Source organism: Enterococcus sp. DIV1224 (assembly GCF_050555455.1).
Taxonomy (GTDB): domain Bacteria; phylum Bacillota; class Bacilli; order Lactobacillales; family Enterococcaceae; genus Enterococcus_B; species Enterococcus_B lactis.
Genome location: NZ_CP187859.1, coordinates 392,332 through 414,021, shown reverse-complemented (window position 1 = coordinate 414,021; position 21,690 = coordinate 392,332). Strand labels below are relative to the sequence as shown.

Genomic DNA, 21,690 nt, shown 5'->3' with positions numbered 1-21,690 from the left:
AGTTTGTCAAATACAAAAAAACTGACTAAAAGGTTTGATCCCTTTTAGTCAGCAAAAAATGGCTTCTCTTTGATTATTATTATAACAGTGGCATGATCCAATTCGTCCACATCCAACTTAGTGGCATGATAACGATCATCGCTGGTATCATGTCAGCTACTGGGAACATTTTCACGTTGATCATTCTAAAACCGGTAGCAACCATCAAGAATCCACCGCAAGCTTTAAAGTCTAAGATCATATCTGGTGTAGTCAATGGATAAATAAATTTTGCCAATAAGAACAAGATATAAAAAATAATGAATTGGGGAATCGCTACTACGGAAACGACATATCCTAAATTACATGCAAAAATTGCTGCTGTGAAAAAATCAAGGACAGATTTAGAAATCAAAATCGTACTATCTCCAGTTATCCCAGAATCTAAGCTTCCATAAATCCCCGTACCACTTGCACAAAATAAAACAATGACCGTCACTAATGTGCTGATAAATTCATCGTGGGTCATACCAAGCTTTTCACTAGGAAAGATTTTAGAAATAGGCACTTGCATCAACGCAGCGCCCTTGTTAATCCCATTACCTAAATTAACAATCAGTCCAATCGCTGTTCCTATCACCAAAGCAAAAATAACAGCTGGCATATTTTTCATTGGCGCAATGGAATAGATACCCATCCCCATTGAACACACACCAAAAACCATCGTCAGCTGCGCTTTAAAGTGTTCGCTTAATTTATTTCCTACTAATCCGCCAATTAGTCCGCCAAGCAAAACGGAACCTACATTGATCAAAACTCCAGTTGGCATCAAAAAAACTCCTCTCTTTCTCTATAAAGCGAAAATTATTACAGAAAATTTTCTGCAATCACTGCTTTCACTGCAAGAAAGATTGTACCAGACAGAATAGGTTACACCAATTCATTTTTTGTGTTAAAGTATTCTTTATTGGAATAAGTAGGAGGAATATGATGGATATCCATAAATTTGAAGTTTTTCTTGATTTAGCCGAAACGATGAATTTTACCAAAACTGCTGAACGACAATTCACCACCCAAGGAAACATTTCTAAACAGATTCTTTCGTTAGAAACAGAATTAGACGTCAAATTATTCGAACGTGCCCATAGAAAAATCGAGTTGACCGAAGCTGGAAGCTTATTGCTCCCTTATGTAAAAAATGTCGTAGAACAATACCATGCCATGCAAGAAGTGCTTGAAACCTATACGCAAGAAAACAATCTTTCATTAAATATCTTAACGATACCAACCATGATCAATTACCAAGGCTTTTCCAAGATTACCGAATTTTTGAAACATCATCCTGAATTTACGGTCCAGTTGAAAGAAGTAGAAAGTATCGAACTGACTTATGACGATACAAATGAACATAGTGATACGATCCACTTTGCCAGAAGCTTCCAGGCCCCACCAAGTTCGATTGAGTGGCTACCTACTGAAACAGACGATTTTGTAGCAGTTCTGCCTAAAACCCATCCTTTAGCTGCTAAAAAGAAATTGGATCTAAGTGAACTGAAAAAGGAGAATTTTTTGGTTCTTGGCCCTACTACGAACTTGTATCAACCTGTGCTGGACTTGTGTCGCGAAGCTGGATTTGAACCGAGAATCTCTTATAAAGGATCTAGGACCGACTTGATCATCAATATGATTGCAAATGACATGGGGATTGCTATTGTTATGGAAAAAACAGTCAAAAATCTGTTAAAAGAAAATACTGTGATCCTCCCCATCTCTCCAACAAAAGAAAGTTATCTCGCATTTACGCGTAAAATCGGTGAACATTCTTTGGCTTCAGACACATTTTGGGAGTATTTGAAACAAGAAGAGAACTAGGCCCTTCATTTTCTGTCTATCAATCCATCCAAAAAAGAGAGCGACTCATGACTTTCGCTCTCTTTTTTGCATCATATCCTTGTTTCAATGACACATCTATCATTTCTCGTAGTTCAATAAGAAAGCAGCGATTTTATGTCGAAAGAACCGTAAGAACATTTCCCTAATCACAAAAAAACGACTCCCCCCCTAAAAACCTTCAATCGAATTTTTAGGGGGTTTTATTCTTTTTCCTATTGTTTACTTAACCGTATCATTGCTGTCGTTCCTACTCCTTCGATACTGCTATAATCAATACGACCATCATGCAGTTCTAGAATTTTTTTGACCAGTGAAAGTCCTAGCCCATTCCCAGAAATTTGACGGCTTGTATCTCCTTGATAAAATTTTTCAAACATTCGATCTCTGGTCTCTTCATTCATTCCTACACCTGAATCGGTCACTTCCAGTACAATCTCTGTGGCTGTCTCAAATAGTTTGATATGAATCTGTCCATTGACTTGATTGTACTTTATGGCGTTATCCATGATATTCAACCACACTTGGTACAAAAACTCTTCATTGCCTGTGTAATTTACTGCAGCCAGTTCGATATCCAATTCTAGCTGTTCTTTCTCCCATTTAGGCTGCAAAAAAACGATTACTTCTCGAATTTGTTCATCTAATCGGTACTCTTTTTTTTCCAGTTGGATACGTTGGTTTTCCAGTTTGTTCAATTTTAAGATATTCTCTGTTAATTGTGAAAGCTGCGTGATACTTTCGATAATCCGATATAAAAATATTTGGCATTCTTCGTCAGAGAGATTTGGGGCTTGTAACAATTGTACATATCCTTGGATCGTTGCTAATGGTGTTTTGAATTCATGGGATACACTGGACACAAAATCATTCCTCAATGTTTCGATACTATTTAGTTCTTGGACCATAACATTGAAATCTTTATACAGTTGCTGTACTTCTGCTACTTTCTGCTGCTCATCCATTCGAATCGAAAAATCTCCCGTTGCTACCAGACTCATATTTGTCCCTAGTGCACTGATTGGATGCAGAATACGCCGCCCAACAAAAATCGATATTCCTGTACCCACGATCATACTGAACCCTGCAAAGACGAATAACGGGTATAGCGTTGGTTTTCCAGCCGATTCAGCAGGTGAGATAGAATGCCGAGACAATAAGAAAATAAAACCGAGAAAACACAGCAGTGTCACTAAGATCGAAATGAAGACAATACTGGCAAAATAGATCCATAATTGTGAAAATAGCTTTTTTTTCATCTTTAAATAACCGCCTTATAGCCTAGTCCCCGTACTGTCATGATTTGAAAATCTTCCGTCTTTTCAAAACGGGTCCTTAAACGTTTGATATGTACATCGATCGTTCGTTCTTCTGTATTCGTATCTAATCCCCAAATGTCATCCATCAACTGTTGGCGAGTGAAGATCTTGTTGGGATAAGACAGTAATTTATACAGAAGCAGAAATTCTTTTTGAGGCAGAATCAACGAATGCTGATCTTGTAACACTGTATAAGTATCCAGCTCTAATTTTGTTTGTCCAATCATCAAGCTACTGCTGTAATTGATTTTTGAACGTCGAAGCAATGCTTCCACACGTAGGATCATCTCATTGACATCGATGGGTTTTGTCATATAATCATCTGCTCCTAGTTTGAACCCGCGTTTCTTATCCTCAAAATCGGCCTTTGCCGTAATCATCAGAACAGGTGTGTCAAATCTGGTGCTACGTAATGAGTCTAGCAAGTCATAGCCATCCATTTTCGGCATCATGATATCTGTAATGATCAATTCTATACGTATCGCTTCTAGTTTTTTCAGCGCATCCTCTCCATTCAGTGCAGTGATGACTGAAAAGCCCGCTCGTTCCAACACAGAACGGTAAAGCAACTGTAATTGCGGATCATCTTCTACTATTAAAATACGATTCATTGTTCTCCCTCTGTTTTTTGAAAAATTTCTAGATTTTTTCTTGCAGTTCATCTTCAGTTAACATTTATTTTGTATACTACGATCATTGTTCTGATATACTTATTAGTATACCGAATATTTCACTACGGGAGAAGGGTGATTATGCTTCAATTAAAAGATATAAAAAAATATTATAAAGTCGGCGAAACCACCACTAAAGCATTGGATGGTGTATCTGTCGCTTTCAGACAAAAAGAATTCGTAGCGATTTTAGGTCCTAGTGGTTCTGGTAAAACGACTATGCTGAATGTGATTGGTGGACTAGATAATTATGATTCCGGTGATATGGTGATCAACGGAAAGTCTACTAAAGACTTCAAAGACAACGACTGGGATGCCTACCGAAACAATTCTATCGGGTTCATTTTCCAAAGTTATAACTTGATTGGTCATTTAGGCATTATTGAAAATGTTGAACTTGGGATGACATTAAGTGGTGTTTCTAAAGACGAAAAACGAAAACGGGCAGAAGATGCCTTGCATCGGGTCGGCTTGACAGATCATATGCACAAAAAACCAAATCAGCTATCTGGTGGACAAATGCAGCGGGTAGCAATCGCTCGAGCGCTAGCCAATGATCCAGATATCCTTTTGTGTGATGAACCAACCGGAGCTTTAGATACAGAAACAAGTATCCAGATCATGGAACTGATCCAAGAGTTATCGAAAGAAAAATTAGTGATCATGGTCACACATAATCCTGAACTGGCCAATCAATATGCAGACCGGATCATTGAATTTTCTGATGGTAAGATCTTAACGGATTCCCATCCTCACATCGAACGACCAAAGGATGATCAATTTAACCTACGCAGAACGAAGATGAGTTTTTGGACAGCGTTGAAGCTTTCTTTCAACAATATCCGAACAAAAAAAGGACGTACTTTCTTGACTTCCTTTGCTTCCAGTATCGGGATCATCGGAATCGCGATCGTCCTTTCCCTTTCTTCTGGTTTCCAAAAGCAAATCGATAACACGCAAGCTGAAACAATGGCGAAATTTCCGATCACTATTTCTAAGGTAACGACTAACCAGACCCGTGACGATGCTGGATTGGGCGCAAGCAAAGCAGATTATCCAGACAGCAAAACGATCACAGCAAAAGTCAGCGAAGAAGACAAAGCACAGCATACGAATAAAATCGATCAAACATATGTCGATTATGTAACAGACATCGATCCTAATTTAAGTAATAATATTGGGTTTACTCGTACAACAGGAATCAATCTTTTACGTGATGTAAATGGGAAAGTACAGCCTGTAAGTTTCTCGAATCAAAACCCTGATGCGGAATCTCTTTCCTTGTCTAGTACGATGTCAGCAATGACAGGTGTGGGAGTGTCAAGTTTCCCTACACAGCTTGACACTAGCAAAGAAAACTTTTTAAAAGACAATTATTCTTTACTTGCCGGAAGTTATCCAGCCTCAGCAACAGATGTCGTGCTGATCGTAGACGGCAACAATAATACTAATATCAACGCATTGAAGAATCTTGGATTTGATGTGAAGGAAGACGAAAAACTTGATTTCGATGATATCGTCGATACAACATTCAAGTTAGTAAACAACAATACTTACTATACAAAACTTCCAACTGGGAATTTCATTCCTAATACAGATTATGACTCGATGTACCAGAATTCTTCAGATGAATTGAAGATTTCAGGAATCCTACGCGTGAAGTCTTCTTCTACAATGAATCTCTTATCGCCAGGAATCGCTTATAGTGATCAATTAACGACTCAAATCGTCAATGAGAACAAAGAATCAGAAATCGTCAAAGCCCAAAAAGACAGTGATGTAAATGTCTTAACTACTGAAAAAGTTGACGAAAACGCCAAACAAACATTGCTTAGTTATTTAGGCGGAGACAGCTTGCCTTCAAGTATCATGATTTATCCGAACAATTTTGAAGACAAAGAAAAAATCTTGGATTATTTAGATGATTACAATACAGGCAAATCAGATGAAGATAAAATCATTTATACTGATTTAGCTGGAACGATGACTGAACTGACTGGCGGATTGATGGATGCTATCACTTATGTCCTCATTGCTTTTGCAGGGATCTCTTTAGTAACAAGTATGATCATGATCAGTATCATTACTTATACATCTGTGATTGAACGGACAAAAGAAATCGGTGTACTAAAAGCTTTAGGTGCACGGAAAAAAGACATCACTCGCGTATTTGACGCAGAAACGTGTATTTTAGGTATTTCTTCTGGGATACTAGGTGTGTTTATTGCCTGGCTAGCTACATTCCCTATCAATAGCATCTTGTACAGCATGACGGATCTAAAAAATGTTGCGCAACTAAATCCTGTCCATGCGATCATTCTAGTGATTGTCTCTACTGTATTGACGATGCTTGGCGGTCATCTTCCTGCACGAATGGCAGCGAAAAAAGACGCTGCTATCGCTTTGCGTGCAGAATAAAGCTATTCGTTTTTTCCAATTACTACAAAGGGTGGTGACAAAATTGTTGTCACCACCCTTTTTTTGAATAAACAGCTTTTCATAACCTCTCGATAAACGGCGTTCTCCTTCCAACTCCTCGGTCACAACCTCTGATTCACGGTGTTCCTGAAGTAGCTTCTTCGGAAATAAGCCGAAATGTCACAAAAATTTGAGAAGCAATTTTCGTATATTCCTTCTTATTTCTTGAAGCTGACCACTTCTGTCACAACCTCTTGCCTATTTATAATTCTGGAATATGGTTTTCCCCTTTGAGCCACAGTTCTTGCGGTGTATATTTGTCTTTTCCATTTATGAATACTGTTCCATCTGCTTCAATCGTTACTTCAGTCCCAATCCACATATTAGTAGACAAAGCGAGAAGATTTTTTCTTTTTCCTCTTCCTTTTTTTCCAAATTGCAAGGCATCGGTTATCTCTTCTGTCCAATGAGATTTCACGTATTTTACTTCCCCGTTTTCAAATGTAACTTTCAAAATATTCGCTATATTTTCTACTTTTACTGCTTTAGGAAATGACTCCTCCATTTTTTTCACTTTCCTTCCATTAGCATTTAGTATGCGCTTTCTTATTGTTGTAAGTATATCATAATTTATTCTATTATCAAAAAACCGTATCCATTCCATTAAGGAATATTTTATCAAACAAGTTGAATTGTTTTCCTCCTTTGTACCTTTTACTATAGATAGGTAAAGACAACTAAGGAGGAATTTTTCATGACAGATCAACCGTATGATTTAAGAAAAGTCATCGAAGAACTAAAGACACTTCCAGGTCAATATCACGAAACAGATATTGAAATCGATCCTGAAGCAGAATTATCTGGTGTTTACCGTTATATCGGTGCTGGCGGTACAGTAAAACGTCCGACTCAAGAAGGACCAGCTATGACTTTCAACAATATCAAAGGTTTCCCCGGCACACGTGTGAACATCGGGACAATGGCTAGTCGTAAACGTGTAGGTGAAATTTTGCACCATGATTATCGAACACTTGGCCGTTTCTTGAAAGACGCTGTAGAAAATCCAATCAAACCTGTGAAAGTAGACAAAGCAGACGCTCCAGCACAAGAAGTCGTTCATCTAGCTACCGATGCAGACTTCGATATTCGCAACATTTTGCCTGCACCTACAAATACTCCTGAAGATGCAGGTCCATACATCACGATGGGTGTAGTCTTAGGATCAGATCCAGAAAAAACAATGAGCGATGTAACGATCCATCGTATGGTCCTAGAAGACAAAGATACGATCGGTATGTACATCATGCCTGGTGGGCGCCACATTGGTCACTTCCAAAAACAATTTGAAGCATTGAATAAACCAATGCCTATCACTATCAATATTGGTTTAGATCCAGCAATTGCCATTGGTACGACTTTCGAACCACCTACCACTCCACTTGGCTACAACGAACTATGGTGTGCAGGAGCTTTGCGTAACGAACCTATTCAAATCGTTGATGGTGTAGCAGTCGATGAAGTGGGTATTGCTCGTGCTGAATTCATCATTGAAGCAGAAATCATGCCAAATGAAACAATGCAAGAAGATATCAACACGAACTCAGGGAAAGCAATGCCAGAATTTCCTGGTTATACTGGGGATGCTAATCCAGCTGTACAAGTAGTAAAAGTCAAAGCAGTTACTCATCGAAAAGACAATCCAATCATGCAAACAACAATTGGTCCAAGTGAAGAACACGTATCTATGGCCGGTATTCCTACAGAAGCAAGTATTCTTGCCTTGGTTGATAAAGCTATTCCAGGAAAAGTAGTAAATGTCTACAATCCTCCTGCAGGTGGCGGTAAATTGATGACCATCATGCAGATTCGTAAAGAAAACGAAGCGGATGAAGGTATTCAACGCCAAGCAGCTATTCTTGCCTTATCAGCCTTCAAAGAATTGAAGACAGTCATTTTAGTCGATGAAGATGTTGATATTTTCGACATGAACGATGTAGTTTGGACTTTCAACACTCGTTTCCAAGGAGATAAAGACATTATTGTGCTCCCAGGAATGAGAAACCATCCATTGGACCCATCAGAATTACCAGAATATAATCCTGGTTCTATTCGTTTCCGTGGGATGAGTGCAAAAACTATCTTTGACGGTACAGTTCCTTTCGATATGAAAGAACATTTTGTACGTGCAAAATTCCAAGAAGTAGAAGATTGGGAAAAATATTTGAAATAATGAATGATCTGCAACTGTTTTGACATCATAAAAAGGAGTGCGGAAAATGGAACAATTGGCACAACGGAAGAAAAAAATCGTGATTGGTGTAAGTGGCGCTTCGGGCACCATTTATGCCATCAACCTAGTGAAGAAACTAAAAGAATATCCGATGGTAGAAACACACGGAATCATCAGTCCATGGGCAAAACAGAACTTAAAGCTGGAATCCGACTTATCCCTAAATGAATTCGAAAGCCTGTTTGATTACCATTATTCAAACAAAGATCTAGGTGCTGCTGTCGCCAGCGGATCATTTTTGACCGATGGAATGATCATCGTACCGGCAAGTATGAAAACAGTCGCAGGTATCTCTGTTGGTTTAGGCGACAACCTGATTGCACGTGCTGCTGATGTAACAATGAAGGAGCAACGAAAGTTAGTAATTGTCCCTCGTGAAACGCCATTAAATGCCATTCACTTGGAAAACTTGACTAAATTAGCACGACTAGGTGTGCAAATCATACCACCGATCCCTGCTTTTTATAATCAGCCTCAAACGATCCAAGATCTTGTTGATCACCATACAATGAAACTTTTGGATCAATTTGGGATTGTAAATGAACATTCAAAACGTTGGCAAGGTGATTAATATGGAAAAAGAAACGATAGTTGAAGTAACAAAACTAGGTTTCACGATCCAAGCTGCTGTTAAAGTAATCGGTAAAGACTTATTGATTACTTTAACAGGCGGAGATACACCACATATCGGAACAGTCACTACATTTTCTCGTGATACAGAGATCCAAACTGTACGTTTCCCTAGCCACGATGGTCGTTTCCACAAAGACGATGTCTTAGCCGAAAAAATAGCTGTGGTCATCAAAAATGCCGTACCAGGAAGCTGTACGATCACTTCCGGTATCCATGTTGACCATATCTCCAATGCACAAATCAACGCTTCTTTTCCGATGTCAGAAGAGTTAGGTTACAAGATTTTAGATTGGTTGGAAAAAACAGATTTCCATATCAAAGAACCCGTTTATTATAAAGATGGTGAAAAACCATTATGAAAGAAGAGGTTGTGACACATCTTTTGTCATAACCTCTTGTTTTTATTTTTGCTTCACTGTAACTGCTACGATATCACCAATATCTTTTCCGATGTTTTTACGAATATCTTTTCGTAGTCCAAGGATATAGCAGACCGAACCATCTAAATTTTTCACGCCCATATTCACGATACTGCCTTCGTACGGCACATTATCAAAAGTTGCTTGGACTTTCACTCTTCCAGCACCGAATTCTTCTCTTATGTCATATGGAAAAACAATATATGCGCCACCCTTGCCGACTTCGGAAGCATAGATTTTTGATTCAAAAGAATAAGTTTTCCTCATTTTATTCCTCCTATTTTTTACATCTAGTATAGCATAGCAAAAAAAGAAGGAACTGTGACAAAAGTCTTGTCGCAGTTCCCTTTTTTTGAATAAACGGTGTTCAATCAGCTGACCCTCGGCATTAGCTCAAAAAACGGCAAAATATGAGGAGCTATTTTTCCGTTTTTTTCTCTAATACTCAGGTCAAAACACTGATTTCACAACCTCTTCCTTAAACGGTGTTCAAAATATTATTCGCCTTTTGCTTCTTTCACTAATTTCGCGAATGCTTGTTGTTGGAATTCAGCAGTTAAGGCTTTCGTACGTTGTTCTTGTTCTGCTTTGCTCATTTGCGGATTTTCAGTCATTGCTTTTACCATACCGTCTTGCACATAAGCTTTTGCTTCACTTTCCATCGTACTTTGCTGTTTCTTCACTAATTCAGCTAACTTGGATGCTTGGTCCGTACTTAATTCTACCCATGTCTCTGGGATTTTGAATGTATTCACTCGGCTGTCATATTCGTGATTGTTATCAGCAATATTGAACCAGAATTTATACATGTCGTTTTTGTATTCCCAATAAGTAGTTTTCGTCACTTTTTCAGCATCGCCGTCTGTCTTTTCTACTTTATTTGTTTCGTTATCCGTACCAGTTACTTTTGGTTTCTCTTGTTTTTCATTCGTTCGGTAAAGATACACTTTTTCTTTTCCATTCCCTAAAGCTTTATACAAAAGCATATCTGCTCCTTGGGAATCAGCACTGGAAACAATTTTTTCTGTTTTCGTTTCCGTTACTTTTTCCATTCCAAAGTGATTGGACAAATTAGCGACGATCAAACTTAGTGAAGCGACGAAGATTAGTCCGAAAATCAAAGATAAAAAGGTTTGCCATGTTTTTTTAGCGAACACGTTCGTTAAAGCAAAAGCAAGCAAGCTGACAATCAAAACTCCAATAATCATGCATTATCCCCCGCTTTCGTTAGAACAGGTTCTTTTTTCTTCAATAAAAAGGCAATAATAAAGCCAAGGATCCCAAAGATGATCGCTACGATAAACGCGGCATGGTAACCTGACAGTGTGGCATTGATTGCCTGATCTTTATAAGCTAATGGTGTATTGTCCAATACAGATTTGCTTGGGATATTTGCTTTTGTCACATTCGTCAACACACTGATCAAAATAGCTGTACCGATCGAGCTTGCAATTTGACGGAATGTATTATTTACCGCTGTCCCGTGACTGATCAAGTTATTTGGCAATGCATTCATACCAGAAGTCGTTACCGGCATCATGACCATGGAGATCCCAAACATACGGATCGCATAAAGGATCACGATATATAAAACTGGAGTCGTTTTTGTCAAGAAAGCAAATGGTGCAGTTGCGGCTGTCAAAATGAACATCCCTGTAATGGCTAAACGTTTCGCGCCGTATTTATCGAAAATCGCACCTGTAACGGGCATCATAGCCCCCATGATCAAAGCACCTGGCAACAACATCAAGCCAGAATGGAATGCTGATTCTCCGCGAATGTTTTGGATATACAACGGCACGACCATTTCTGCCCCTACCATCGCCATATTCGTTACACCGGCTAAAACAGCTGCAATCGTAAATGTAGATGATTTGAATACACGAAGCTCCAAGAATGGATGTTCCAAATGTAATTGACGCCATGAGAACAAGGCGATGAAAATCACACCAACGACTAAGAAACCAATTACTTTCAAGCTTCCCCAGCCATCATCACCTACACTAGAAAATCCGTAAAGCAAACTACCGAATCCAATCGTTGACAAAATAGCTGATAAAATATCAATGCTAGGATTTGACAATGGAATAACACTTTTCATTAGGAAGAATGCTAAAACCAAGACAAGAACAACGATTGGCAGTACCATACCAAACAAGTCACGCCAATGGTAGTTATCAATGATGTAACCAGATAATGTAGGGCCTAAAGCAGGAGCAAGCCCAATAACGATTCCTGACATCCCCATTGCTGATCCTCTTTTTTCTGGTGGGAAAATAGACAACATGATATTTTGCAATAATGGCATCGATACTCCCACACCGCAAGCTTGGATCAAGCGACCGATTAGTAATGTACTAAAATTAGGTGCTGTAAAACAAGTAATCGTTCCGATCAAAAAGATCGTCATGGCAGAAAGATATAAATTTCTTGAACTGAATTTATTGATCAGCCATGCTGTTATTGGGATCATGATCCCGTTGACTAGCAAGAAACCAGTCGTTAACCATTGCACATCAGATGCTGAAATATCGAAAGCTTTCATCAATGTAGGAAAAGCTGTCGTCAATAAGGTCTGATTCAAAACGGTACAAAATGTACCAATTAATAAGACAACAACTAAAAGTGTCCGATTATATGGTTTTCCGTAAATATCTACGGGTTGGTTGTTACTCATATTTCTCCTTCTTTCTGAATTTTTTCTGAAACTACTAGAATACTTTAGTCCTAAATCCGCCATTTGTCAACCTACTTGACACATTAGTTAATACAGATATAATTAAGGAAAGTAAGAGGACAAAAGGAGTGACAAAAATGGTTGGGGCTTCCCTTAAACGTTTGTTGGAAAACGATCAATTGGTTGTTGGCATCAGTGAATTAAGTGATATCGTCGGTGTGTCTCCACGTCAATTAAGGTATTGGGAACAAAAGGGATTCATTCGTTCAATCGAAGCTGATGCGAATTGTCCTAGAAAATATCGTTTGCCTACAGTTATAAAAGTAGAACTGATCAAAAAATACTTAGATGACGGATTTACCTTATCTAAAGCTGCAGAAAAGGCAGAAATCCGACAAAAGAAAATGCATCATGTCCGCAAAGTTTTTTCAAAAGCAATCAAAGATATCGAATTGATCGACGAACGCTATACGATTTTACAAATTGGCAACTTCAAAGAAGAGAATGCGAAGATGTACATCATTCATGACAACGAGACAGACGAATTGTCTTACAAACTCCTTCCTGTCTATGAAAAAGCTGACTACGAGCAGCTGTTAAAAGAACTCTAAGCTCCGCTAATCTCCTAAACATCAGACTTTTTAAAAAGTAGATGATACATATAACACTTAGAAAAAGCCTGTTTGAACATAAGAATATCCGAACGGTGATCTGCATTTCTTTCATATAGAAAGGAAGCATCCATCACTGTTCGGATATTTTTTAGTTTATTTTTTTCGGTTGTTTTCTTCTTCCAATACATCTGTCAGCCAACTTGCATATTCTGTTTCCCGATTGATCGCATGCGCTAAAATCAAGTAATGTCCGTAATTTTCATGTTTTTCTTTTTCTGTAGGAAAGATTGTTTTTTTTCGCTCTAATAGATGAAGGCGTTTTTCTTCATGAAGATCACGCTGCTGCTGGATAATTTCTACTAATGCCGGATCATTCACGTCTTTGACGAAATACAATTTTAAAACGAATTCGTCTCGATTAACCGGCAGTTCATTGGTCGGTGTATGAATCCACTCTGCTAATTGTTCCTTCCCTTCTTCTGTTAATTCATAAACTTTTTTTTCCAATTTTTCGCCTGTGATCTCTACTTGATGTTGAATGATTCCTTGCTCTTCCATTTTTGCCAGCTCAGGATAAATCTGACTATGTTTTGCTTGCCAAAATTCTCCTATTTCATTTTTGAATGATTGATTCAATTCATATCCTGTCATCTGCTTCTTACTTAATAACCCTAATAAAATATAGCGAAGTGTATTTTTTCTTGCCATCAGTTTTTCCTCCTTGACAAATCTTTAAATCCATTCTATCATAAACGAGTAATCAAAAACATGTAGTTTATTACATGTTTTAATTTAGAGGGAGATGCTTAATCATGAAAGAATTTAAAGAATTGGAAGATTTTATTGGAACTCACTTTATTTATACGTATGACAACGGTTGGGAATATGAATGGTATGCAAAAAATGACCATACTGTCGATTACCGTATCCACGGCGGAATGGTCAAAGGTCGTTGGGTAAAAGACCAAGAAGCTGATATCGTTAAATTGACAGATGGCGTATTCAAAATTACTTGGACAGAACCAACAGGGACAGACGTTGCATTAGACTTTATGCCAAATGAAAAGAAACTTCACGGAATGATCTTTTTCCCTAAATGGGTTGAAGAACATCCAGAAATCACTGTTACTTTCCAAAATGAACATATCGCAGAAATGGAAGCAGCTCGTGAAAAATATGAAACTTATCCAAAATTACTTGTTCCTGAATTTGCTACCATCACTTATATGGGTGATGCAGGTATAGACAATGAAGATGTCATTAGTGAAGCGCCATATGATGGCATGCCTGATGATATCCGTAGCGGAAAATACTTCGATGAAAATTATAAACGAGTAAAATAAGGTTGTGAAAGAGAGGTTGTGAAATCAGCGTTACGCTTTGAGTAATAAGAACGCTAGTCAGAAAATAGCTTTTCATATTTTCTAGGCTAGTGGGCTTATTACCGAGAAGCAGCTGATTGAACACCGTTTATCAAGAGGTTGTGAAATCAGCGTTTTGACCTGAGTATTAGAGAAACAAATGGAAAAATAGTTCCTCATATTTTGCCGTTTGTTGAGCGAATACCGAGGATCAGCTTATTGAACACCGTTTAGTGGAGAGGTTGTGAAAAAGCTGTTCTGCATCAAGTAATAAGAACAGCCAAGTAAAAACAGTTCCTTATGTTTTTAAATTGGTTGGACTTATTACCGCAGATGCAAGCTTTGAACACCGTTTATCAAAGGTCGTAACAACTGCATCTTCACACAGTTAAATTAGTGACTTCAAAATGAAATAATGCTCCCAGCAAAAATTAGGCTGGGAGCATTATTTCGTTACTCTGTTCATCAAAAATCATTGGTTTGATTCCATTGCATCACAAGCTCCTCCTCATTTACTGCTTCATCTTTTTGCAGTATTTGAATTGCAAAGCCTTGTGAAAGATAGAAATGAATAGCTGATTGACTTTTTTGATAGACTGTCAAAGTCAGTGTTTTATTGGTTTCTTTTATTTTTTTCATTAGTTGCGTACCGATTTTTTGTTGCCGATATTCCCTCTTTACAAAAATCCCTGCGATGAACTGATCAATCACCCCAGCAAAACCGACGATTTCTTGATCTATTTCTGCTAAGTAAATCACTGCCTCTGGCAAAGCTTTCCTAACAGATTCTATTTGACTCTCCCAATAAGTTGGTGAGATGAATCCATGAGAATCCAAATTAGCATGCAGCCAAATCGATAGAACAGTTTCCAGTTCTTCAGCAGACAATTCTGTTGTTGTACGAATCATTTTTTCTCTCCTTACTTAGTCATTGAGTTTAAACCAAAAACCATTTTTTTGAAGCTCTTTCACCAGTTTTCGCCCCTCAAAAAAGTACATCTTTTCTTGTTTTAATTTTCTGATACCAAAAGAAGCAGCGACTTTAGGATCATCAACTGACACGATTCGATAAGTCCCACCAGGCAATTGATCCAGCTTGACTTTCCCATAATGATCGCTTTGCACTGAAAACGGCACACCGTTTCTAGTAAGTGTTTTTTTCTTATGTTTCAAAATAAATGAGCCACCCTTTACTGGATTTCCTGCTGAATCACTTATAATAAATGAAAAATCAAGCACTTTTTTACTTAACCGATACTGATAAATCAGTCGACCAATAAACAGTAACAGTATAACTACAGCTATTATCGTTCCTGCAAGAATAAGCAACTGTCGCAAAGTTCTTTCCTGATTTCCTTTTTCTTCTTCGTTTTTTACCGATTCACTATAAGGAATCCGATGTCCCGTCACTAGCAAACGATGCGTGTTGATCATATACGGTGTACATGTAAGCAAGGTAACTAAGTCTTTTCCTTCTTCAATCGTTAGAACAGACGTGTCATCTGGCAGTACCACTTGTATATTTTCAACTTGATAAGCCAATTTCTCCCCAAAAACAGTCAAAATAAACGTATCTCCGTGTTCTAAACGATCTAACTCGGTAAATAATCGTCGATTGGGTAACCCACTGTGAGCAGAAATCACTGAATGCGTCGAATTTCCACCAAGTGGGAAAGAAGTTCCTTGTAAGACGCCTGCTCCATTCTCAAGAATCATGCCGTTAAGCCGGTCATAAAGTGAAATATTTATTTGGATTTTAGGTATATTGACACTTCCAATCAGCCATTCCTCTAATTGGCTGGATGTCGTGCTTTCATTTCTGTTCTGTTCATCGAAAGGATCAGCCCCAGGATTGAATCCTTGGTCAGTTAATCGTTGGTTTTGCTCCTCCATTTTCTTTCGCTGCGCTTCATTTTCGGCTGCGGTTCGTTTTTGTACTTGTTCCATTCGTTTTTGATCCATAAGACTATTTAAAGAATCCACATAAAATGGATACAAAGCGATTAGTAACCCTACGACGATACATATCAATAAAAATAAACGAAACAAAAGCCGACGAGACTGTTTTTGCTTTCTCTGCTTCACATGCGTCCTCCCTTGCAAGTTTTTTTGTTCTTTCTTTTATTATATGGGTTCAGGAAAAAAATAGAAAATGAAAGCCGATGAGATTGTGAAAAAGCTACTTTGTTTCGAGTATTAAGAAAATTTTGACTCAAAACAAGGAATGCGACATGGCTTTGCCACATCCTCTCTCCTTAGAAATTTCACTTATGTTTTTCTTGTAAAATTCATAAATATTTTCATGAATTTTCTAATTTCTTGCCTCCCTACCGCATAGGATATATGATGAATTTATCTAAAGTTTGCAAAGGAGTTCGACAATTGAAAAAATATGGCCCGTTTTTAGCAATTTTTTTCATTGCTTTGGCATTTCTCATGCCTCATTTATTCACACATAAACTAATTTTGGGTGCTGATGCCCCCTTCCATTACAATCGGTTCTACGATGCTGCGCAACAAATCAAACATGGGGATTTCCACTATTTTCCTTCCCTTTATGGATTCCAGCAAAGCGGTAGGATCGTTAATGCCGTTTACGGCCCATTTTTTGCTTATTTACAAGGATTGATTGTGTTGCTTGCAGGTAGTTGGTTTCACTATCAGATTCTTTCAAATTTTATTCTTTATCTTATTTCAGGATTTTCTATGCTGATCTTACTAAGATATGTCAATGTTCGGAACTGGGTAAGTGTACCAGTAGCCGTTTTATTCATGAGTACGTATTCTATTCAATATTGGTCTATCAATCAAGGATTCACTAGTTGGGGGACTTGTTTCTATCCTTTATGCATGATCCCTATTGTTGATTTCGTCCTTCATAAAAAGTTTCCTGTAATCAAAGTTGCGATCTCAGTTGGACTTATGACGCAGATTCATCTACTGTCTTCGATCATGTTAGCCTTGATGTATATTCCTTTTTATCTTTATTACTTTTTTAACCAGACTGAAAAAGGAAAAGCACTGCTTCAACTGATCAAGTCGGTCTTGCTTTATTTTGTCCTGACAGCAAATATTTGGGCAGGACTGGCTATTGTTTACAGCGGGAATAAGATTCTTCCTCCCTTTGTTAACAGAGAAATGAGTCAAAAGGCGATCGACCTGGATGGCAGTTATTGGCTTCATTATCCTAAAGCCTTTCCGATATTGATATTGTCAGGTTTTTTGCTTTTTATTTTCTTTCAACAAAAGAATACCTTGTTCCAAAAAATCGTGTTGTATACAAGTCTTGTTTTCTTTTTTCTTTCTACTAGCTTGATTCCATGGACGACATTGATCGAAAAAAATGTGCCTTTTATTAGCTTAATTCAGTTTCCATTTCGATTTTTCGTCCCATTTACGCTATTGCTTCTGCTTTACCTTTCCCTATCACTAAATCAATGGTCTGAGCAAAAGTGGTTCCGTCTTTTAGGTATATTGGGTATTCTTATTTTTTCTGCACAGACGATCCAAAACTTATACCAGCATCTAGAAAAGTGGGAGAATGAAACATTTGTCAGTCGACATACTTATCTATTCGATACACCGGAAGAAGCAAGGAAAACATTCTTCAGCAAAGATATGTCTACCAGCTTATTCGTTTTCCAAAAAACCACCCCTGACTATCTGCCAATCTATAAGGAGACAAAAGACAACAAATACGACCGATATAACGAAGAAATATTAGAAAACGAAACAACTTTCATAAAAACACATCCAGGCGGTCTTTTGACAATCAAGTGGAAAAATACTGGGGACAAAACGGTTCATATCCCTGTTATCGTTTATGATCGGACTGTACTACAGCAAAATGGAAAAACATTGACTGATTATGAATTAACGGATATCGGGACCCCAATCGTGAATCAGCAAAAAGGGATCAACGAGCTCACGCTTCATTATCGAACGCCGATCTATTTCTATTTCATTCTTTCTCTTACTTTGATTGGTTGGTTTACCTTGCTGTGCTTATTTATTTATCATAGATACAAGCATCTACATGCTTAGTCAAAACGGATGATACATCCAATCAAAAAAAAACTCTCCGAACGGTAGGATCGATCGGAGAGTTTTATTTTGTTTAGTTTTTTATGTCATATTTTTGTTCGTTCATCGTCCATCTATTTCGATTTCAGCCCCATAGTGATCACTGATGATTGGACTATCGACCCCGTCAAAAATCCGTTGATATTTTTTTACTTGTACTCCTTCAGGGACAAAAATGAAATCTATACGCAATTTTTCTGTGTTTTGTTCCCAACCATCAATCTTCTTTTCCACAGTAGCAGCTTTGCCTTTTTCATTCGCGATAACATACGAATCTTGAAGAAGAAGACCACTTTCCTTTACTATATGATAACCTTCAGAATCTGCCGGATTATTGAAATCACCTAGGAAAAAAAGTGGTGCGCGGGTTTCAAAAAAGTAGTTTTCCAAGTTTTTCCACTCAAAATAAAAGCCGCTTTTTTTATCTGTCCACCAAGAAAAGTGGCAACTAGAGACAAAAATATCTTGATCATCTATCTTTGTTTTCCCAATCAAGATCTTGCGCGTCCGATAATCTTCTTTCTTTTGAGATTCGGAGACGGTGAGGACCTGACTTTCCAATGGTCTTTTCGCAAGCAGCGCATTTCCTTCTTCATATTTATCATAACCGATGTGGCTCATTTCCCAACTCCAAAAATACTCTTTTCCTTGTTCTTTTAAAAGCTGGACTAAACAGTAGGCAAAATTATCTTTGCGGATAGGAACTTGATTCTCTACTGGACAGAACTTCATTAGTTTTGCAGGGTCTGCTTCTTCAGATTCCAGTAATTGGTTGATTTCTTGCAAAGCGATCACTTCATAATCTTCTAACAGGATCTTCTCTGCTAATTCCTGTAATTTTTTCTCTGGTTCTGGCTCAAGCCAGCTATGTGTGTTCAATGTCATGAATTTCATGGTTCTTCTCCTTCTCTTCATTTCGAAACAAAAGGGGTTGTGACAAAATTTTGTCACAACCTCCCCAGTAAACAGTGTTCAATCAGCTGACCTTCGGTATTAGCTCAAAAACGGCAAAATATGAGGAGCTATTTTTCCGTTTTGTCTCTCTAATACTCAGGTCAGGGCGCTGATTTCACAACCTCCCTTTATATTTTAATGGAGCCGATCACTTTACCAGCTGCCACTGTCCCTAATTGCTTGATCACTACTTCTTCCACTTTATCATTCGTAAATACGATCATGATCGTTGGATCTTTTTCTTCGTTTTGGATCACTTCAAGATTCATTTCAGCTAATTTCGATCCTGTTCCTACTTCTTGTCCTTCTTTGACAGCAATCTCAAAAGCTGACTGATTCATTTGGACTGTATCAATCCCCATATGGATCAAAACTTCGACGCCCTCTTTCGTTTCTAGCCCAATTGCATGTTTGCTAGGGAAAATACTTGTCACTTTTCCAGCGATCGGCGCAACAACTTCTCTTGACGTTGGAATAACAGCAAAACCATCACCCATCATTTTTTGTGAGAATACTGGATCTTTTACTTCAGCTAAAGGAATCACTTCCCCAGAAGCTGCGGAAACTAGTTCTTGTTCTATACCTAAGTAATGCTTACTATCTGCTTGTCCATTTCCTGTAGAAACCATTTGCGGCTCTGGAATCTCTGCTCCTGATTGCAGCAGATCTTCGATATCTGATTTCAAGACATCTGCTTTTGGTCCATAAACTGCTTGGACTCCATTGTCTTTGACGATCAGTCCCATTGCTCCTGCTCGTTTCCAGGCTTCTTCAGTCCCAACTTTTTCCCGATCGTTTACACTTACACGTAAACGAGTCATACAGGCATCGACATCTTTGATATTTTCTTTTCCTCCCAACAAATGGATGATCTGCACCACTTGCTGGTCTGCAGTTCCTGTTCCACTGTTAGATACAGTGGTTTCTTCACTGTCATTGTCATAATTTCCGTTACGCCCAGGTGTAGCAAAATTGAATTTTTTGATCAAGAAATTTGCTAAGAAATACGTAACAACACCAAAAACGATCACACATAACACGAAGTTGATAAGATCTGCACCTAGACCCGCTTTGATAGCTAATGGTGTCCGCGTCAGCAATTCGATATTTCCAAATGAATGGACCCGCAATGGTAAAATGTCTGCCATCGCAAATGCAGCTCCCTGAATGACTGAATAAATGGCATATAATGGTACAGCCGCAAACATGAACATGAACTCCAATGGTTCTGTTACACCTGTTAGAAAGACAGCTAACGCTGCTGAAAAATACATTGATTTATATCTTGCTTTCTTATCAGGATCGACATTACGGTACATCGCAAATGCCATCCCCATCAAAATACCCGAAGAACCAATCATTTGTCCTACTTTGAAACGAGCAGGTGTCCAGTTATGCAACACAAATTCATATTGCGACATATCCCCTGCACCTCTAAGATTCACTAAATCAGTGGCCCAAGCTAACCATAACGGATCTTGTCCAAAAACTTGTGTTCCTGCCTGTGCGCCTGATAAAATCTCGTACGATCCGCCAAGCTGTGTATAGTTGATAGGAATTGTCAGCATATGATGCAATCCGAACGGTAATAGCAAACGTTCCAATGTACCAAATAAAAACGGTGCTAGAATCGGTGCGCTTTCCTGTGATTCTGCAATCCATAAACCAAAATTATTGATTCCGGCCTGTACGTTTGGCCAAACAACAGCAAGAATCAATGCCACAATCGTTGACCATAAGATAACGACAAACGGAACAAAGCGCTTTCCATTGAAGAAAGACAAAGCATCCGGTAATTTTCTATAATTATAGTACTTATTATAAGCCATTGCCCCGACAAAACCAGCGATGATCCCTACAAATACACCCATATTCAAAGCTGGTGCTTCCAACACACTTGTAAAGAACCCTTTAACCATGATCTTCGTACCGAAAAGAGTGTGAGTAAACGCATCTTCATTCGCAAGCATATCGCTTGTGACCCCAAAGATGGCCCCAGTGATCCGATTGATCAAAATAAATGAGATCCCAGCAGCAAATGCCCCACCTGCCCGTTCTTTTGCCCAACTTCCTCCTATTGCTAAAGCAAATAAAATATGAAGATTCCCAATAATTGCCCAACCAATATTTTCTATTACTCCGCCCGTTGTAACAAGCGGCGTCCACTCAGGATTGATCAAAGGAATTGATTTCCCTATACTGATCATCAATCCAGCTGCCGGCATCACTGCCACCACAACCATTAAAGCCTTTCCAAATTTTTGCCAAAACTCAAAACTAAATATCTTTTTCATTCCGTTTAGCTCCTTTACGCAATCGGTTTCGTTAAATGTATTATAGCGTGCGTTTTCTTTTTTGTAAATGCTTTATTTTTTATTCTTC

The 21,690-nt window shown here is 38.3% G+C and carries 20 protein-coding genes; 8 read left to right on the top strand and 12 right to left on the bottom strand.

What is annotated here, in order from left to right; genetic code table 11:
* Positions 1 to 79: 79 nt before the first annotated feature.
* On the bottom strand, positions 80 to 808 hold the full coding sequence (locus IGK53_RS01945) for a DUF554 domain-containing protein (protein ID WP_002329599.1): 729 nt from the start codon (positions 806 to 808) through the stop codon (positions 80 to 82).
* Between the two features lie 161 nt (positions 809 to 969).
* On the opposite strand from IGK53_RS01945, the gene IGK53_RS01940 reads away from it, so the two are divergent.
* Positions 970 to 1,851, top strand: coding sequence for a LysR family transcriptional regulator (locus tag IGK53_RS01940; protein WP_002329600.1), 882 nt, complete (start codon positions 970 to 972; stop codon positions 1,849 to 1,851).
* A gap of 233 nt (positions 1,852 to 2,084) precedes the next feature.
* On the opposite strand, the gene IGK53_RS01935 is transcribed toward IGK53_RS01940, so the two are convergent.
* Both IGK53_RS01935 and IGK53_RS01930 read right to left on the bottom strand, forming a co-directional pair.
* The gene (locus IGK53_RS01935; protein ID WP_002329601.1) at positions 2,085 to 3,128 is read right to left on the bottom strand and encodes a HAMP domain-containing sensor histidine kinase; all 1,044 of its coding nucleotides are present in this window, start codon (positions 3,126 to 3,128) and stop codon (positions 2,085 to 2,087) included.
* Between the two features lie 2 nt (positions 3,129 to 3,130).
* Positions 3,131 to 3,799 carry a response regulator transcription factor gene (locus IGK53_RS01930; RefSeq protein ID WP_002329602.1) on the bottom strand — a complete coding sequence of 223 codons (669 nt, stop codon included), beginning with the start codon at positions 3,797 to 3,799 and terminating at the stop codon, positions 3,131 to 3,133.
* A 141-nt stretch (positions 3,800 to 3,940) separates the two neighbouring features.
* On the opposite strand from IGK53_RS01930, the gene IGK53_RS01925 reads away from it, so the two are divergent.
* Positions 3,941 to 6,277: an ATP-binding cassette domain-containing protein gene (locus IGK53_RS01925; RefSeq protein ID WP_002329603.1), complete on the top strand. Its 2,337-nt coding sequence runs from the start codon at positions 3,941 to 3,943 to the stop codon at positions 6,275 to 6,277.
* Positions 6,278 to 6,539: 262 nt separating this feature from the next.
* Here IGK53_RS01925 and IGK53_RS01920 read toward each other — a convergent pair whose 3' ends face one another.
* A complete protein-coding gene (locus IGK53_RS01920) occupies positions 6,540 to 6,851 on the bottom strand; it encodes a hypothetical protein (protein WP_002320403.1) in 312 nt (103 codons plus the stop codon).
* Positions 6,852 to 7,031: 180 nt separating this feature from the next.
* Here IGK53_RS01920 and IGK53_RS01915 point away from each other — a divergent pair, with 180 nt between their 5' ends.
* From IGK53_RS01915 to IGK53_RS01905, 3 genes are read left to right on the top strand one after another with little or no spacing between them, the layout of a single operon-like run.
* Positions 7,032 to 8,507, top strand: a complete 1,476-nt coding sequence (locus IGK53_RS01915; RefSeq protein WP_002329604.1) for a UbiD family decarboxylase — start codon at positions 7,032 to 7,034, stop codon at positions 8,505 to 8,507.
* 46 nt (positions 8,508 to 8,553) lie between these two features.
* Positions 8,554 to 9,138, top strand: coding sequence for a UbiX family flavin prenyltransferase (locus IGK53_RS01910; protein ID WP_002293209.1), 585 nt, complete (start codon positions 8,554 to 8,556; stop codon positions 9,136 to 9,138).
* Position 9,139: 1 nt separating this feature from the next.
* On the top strand, positions 9,140 to 9,559 hold the full coding sequence (locus IGK53_RS01905; RefSeq protein WP_002315934.1) for a hypothetical protein: 420 nt from the start codon (positions 9,140 to 9,142) through the stop codon (positions 9,557 to 9,559).
* A gap of 42 nt (positions 9,560 to 9,601) precedes the next feature.
* On the opposite strand, the gene IGK53_RS01900 is transcribed toward IGK53_RS01905, so the two are convergent.
* From IGK53_RS01900 to IGK53_RS01890, 3 genes are all read right to left on the bottom strand, one after another.
* The gene (locus IGK53_RS01900) at positions 9,602 to 9,886 is read right to left on the bottom strand and encodes a DUF1905 domain-containing protein (RefSeq protein ID WP_002329606.1); all 285 of its coding nucleotides are present in this window, start codon (positions 9,884 to 9,886) and stop codon (positions 9,602 to 9,604) included.
* 230 nt (positions 9,887 to 10,116) lie between these two features.
* Positions 10,117 to 10,827, bottom strand: a complete 711-nt coding sequence (locus IGK53_RS01895) for a DUF4811 domain-containing protein (RefSeq protein WP_002329607.1) — start codon at positions 10,825 to 10,827, stop codon at positions 10,117 to 10,119.
* On the bottom strand, positions 10,824 to 12,296 hold the full coding sequence (locus tag IGK53_RS01890; RefSeq protein ID WP_002293204.1) for an MDR family MFS transporter: 1,473 nt from the start codon (positions 12,294 to 12,296) through the stop codon (positions 10,824 to 10,826). Before IGK53_RS01890 ends, IGK53_RS01895 begins: the two co-directional genes overlap by 4 nt.
* 137 nt (positions 12,297 to 12,433) lie before the next feature.
* Here IGK53_RS01890 and IGK53_RS01885 point away from each other — a divergent pair, with 137 nt between their 5' ends.
* Positions 12,434 to 12,907, top strand: coding sequence for a MerR family transcriptional regulator (locus tag IGK53_RS01885; RefSeq protein ID WP_430605042.1), 474 nt, complete (start codon positions 12,434 to 12,436; stop codon positions 12,905 to 12,907).
* Positions 12,908 to 13,063: 156 nt separating this feature from the next.
* Here IGK53_RS01885 and IGK53_RS01880 read toward each other — a convergent pair whose 3' ends face one another.
* Positions 13,064 to 13,618 (bottom strand): PadR family transcriptional regulator, encoded by a 555-nt coding sequence (locus IGK53_RS01880; RefSeq protein WP_002293202.1) that lies wholly within the window; start codon positions 13,616 to 13,618, stop codon positions 13,064 to 13,066.
* 104 nt (positions 13,619 to 13,722) lie between these two features.
* Here IGK53_RS01880 and IGK53_RS01875 point away from each other — a divergent pair, with 104 nt between their 5' ends.
* On the top strand, positions 13,723 to 14,253 hold the full coding sequence (locus IGK53_RS01875) for a phenolic acid decarboxylase (protein ID WP_002314051.1): 531 nt from the start codon (positions 13,723 to 13,725) through the stop codon (positions 14,251 to 14,253).
* Between the two features lie 483 nt (positions 14,254 to 14,736).
* On the opposite strand, the gene IGK53_RS01870 is transcribed toward IGK53_RS01875, so the two are convergent.
* Both IGK53_RS01870 and IGK53_RS01865 read right to left on the bottom strand, forming a co-directional pair.
* Positions 14,737 to 15,180: a GNAT family N-acetyltransferase gene (locus IGK53_RS01870; protein WP_002329608.1), complete on the bottom strand. Its 444-nt coding sequence runs from the start codon at positions 15,178 to 15,180 to the stop codon at positions 14,737 to 14,739.
* 15 nt (positions 15,181 to 15,195) lie between these two features.
* Complete coding sequence (locus IGK53_RS01865) at positions 15,196 to 16,356, bottom strand: class C sortase (RefSeq protein ID WP_002329609.1); 1,161 nt, start codon at positions 16,354 to 16,356, stop codon at positions 15,196 to 15,198.
* Positions 16,357 to 16,614: 258 nt separating this feature from the next.
* On the opposite strand from IGK53_RS01865, the gene IGK53_RS01860 reads away from it, so the two are divergent.
* Positions 16,615 to 18,315 (top strand): hypothetical protein, encoded by a 1,701-nt coding sequence (locus IGK53_RS01860; protein WP_024636437.1) that lies wholly within the window; start codon positions 16,615 to 16,617, stop codon positions 18,313 to 18,315.
* 102 nt (positions 18,316 to 18,417) lie between these two features.
* Here the strand turns inward: IGK53_RS01860 and IGK53_RS01855 are convergent, their stop codons facing one another.
* Together IGK53_RS01855 and IGK53_RS01850 are read right to left on the bottom strand one after the other, a co-directional pair.
* Positions 18,418 to 19,248 (bottom strand): endonuclease/exonuclease/phosphatase family protein, encoded by an 831-nt coding sequence (locus IGK53_RS01855; protein WP_002329611.1) that lies wholly within the window; start codon positions 19,246 to 19,248, stop codon positions 18,418 to 18,420.
* 188 nt (positions 19,249 to 19,436) lie between these two features.
* A complete protein-coding gene (locus tag IGK53_RS01850; protein ID WP_002329612.1) occupies positions 19,437 to 21,602 on the bottom strand; it encodes a PTS transporter subunit IIBC in 2,166 nt (721 codons plus the stop codon).
* Between the last annotated feature and the right edge of the window lie 88 nt (positions 21,603 to 21,690).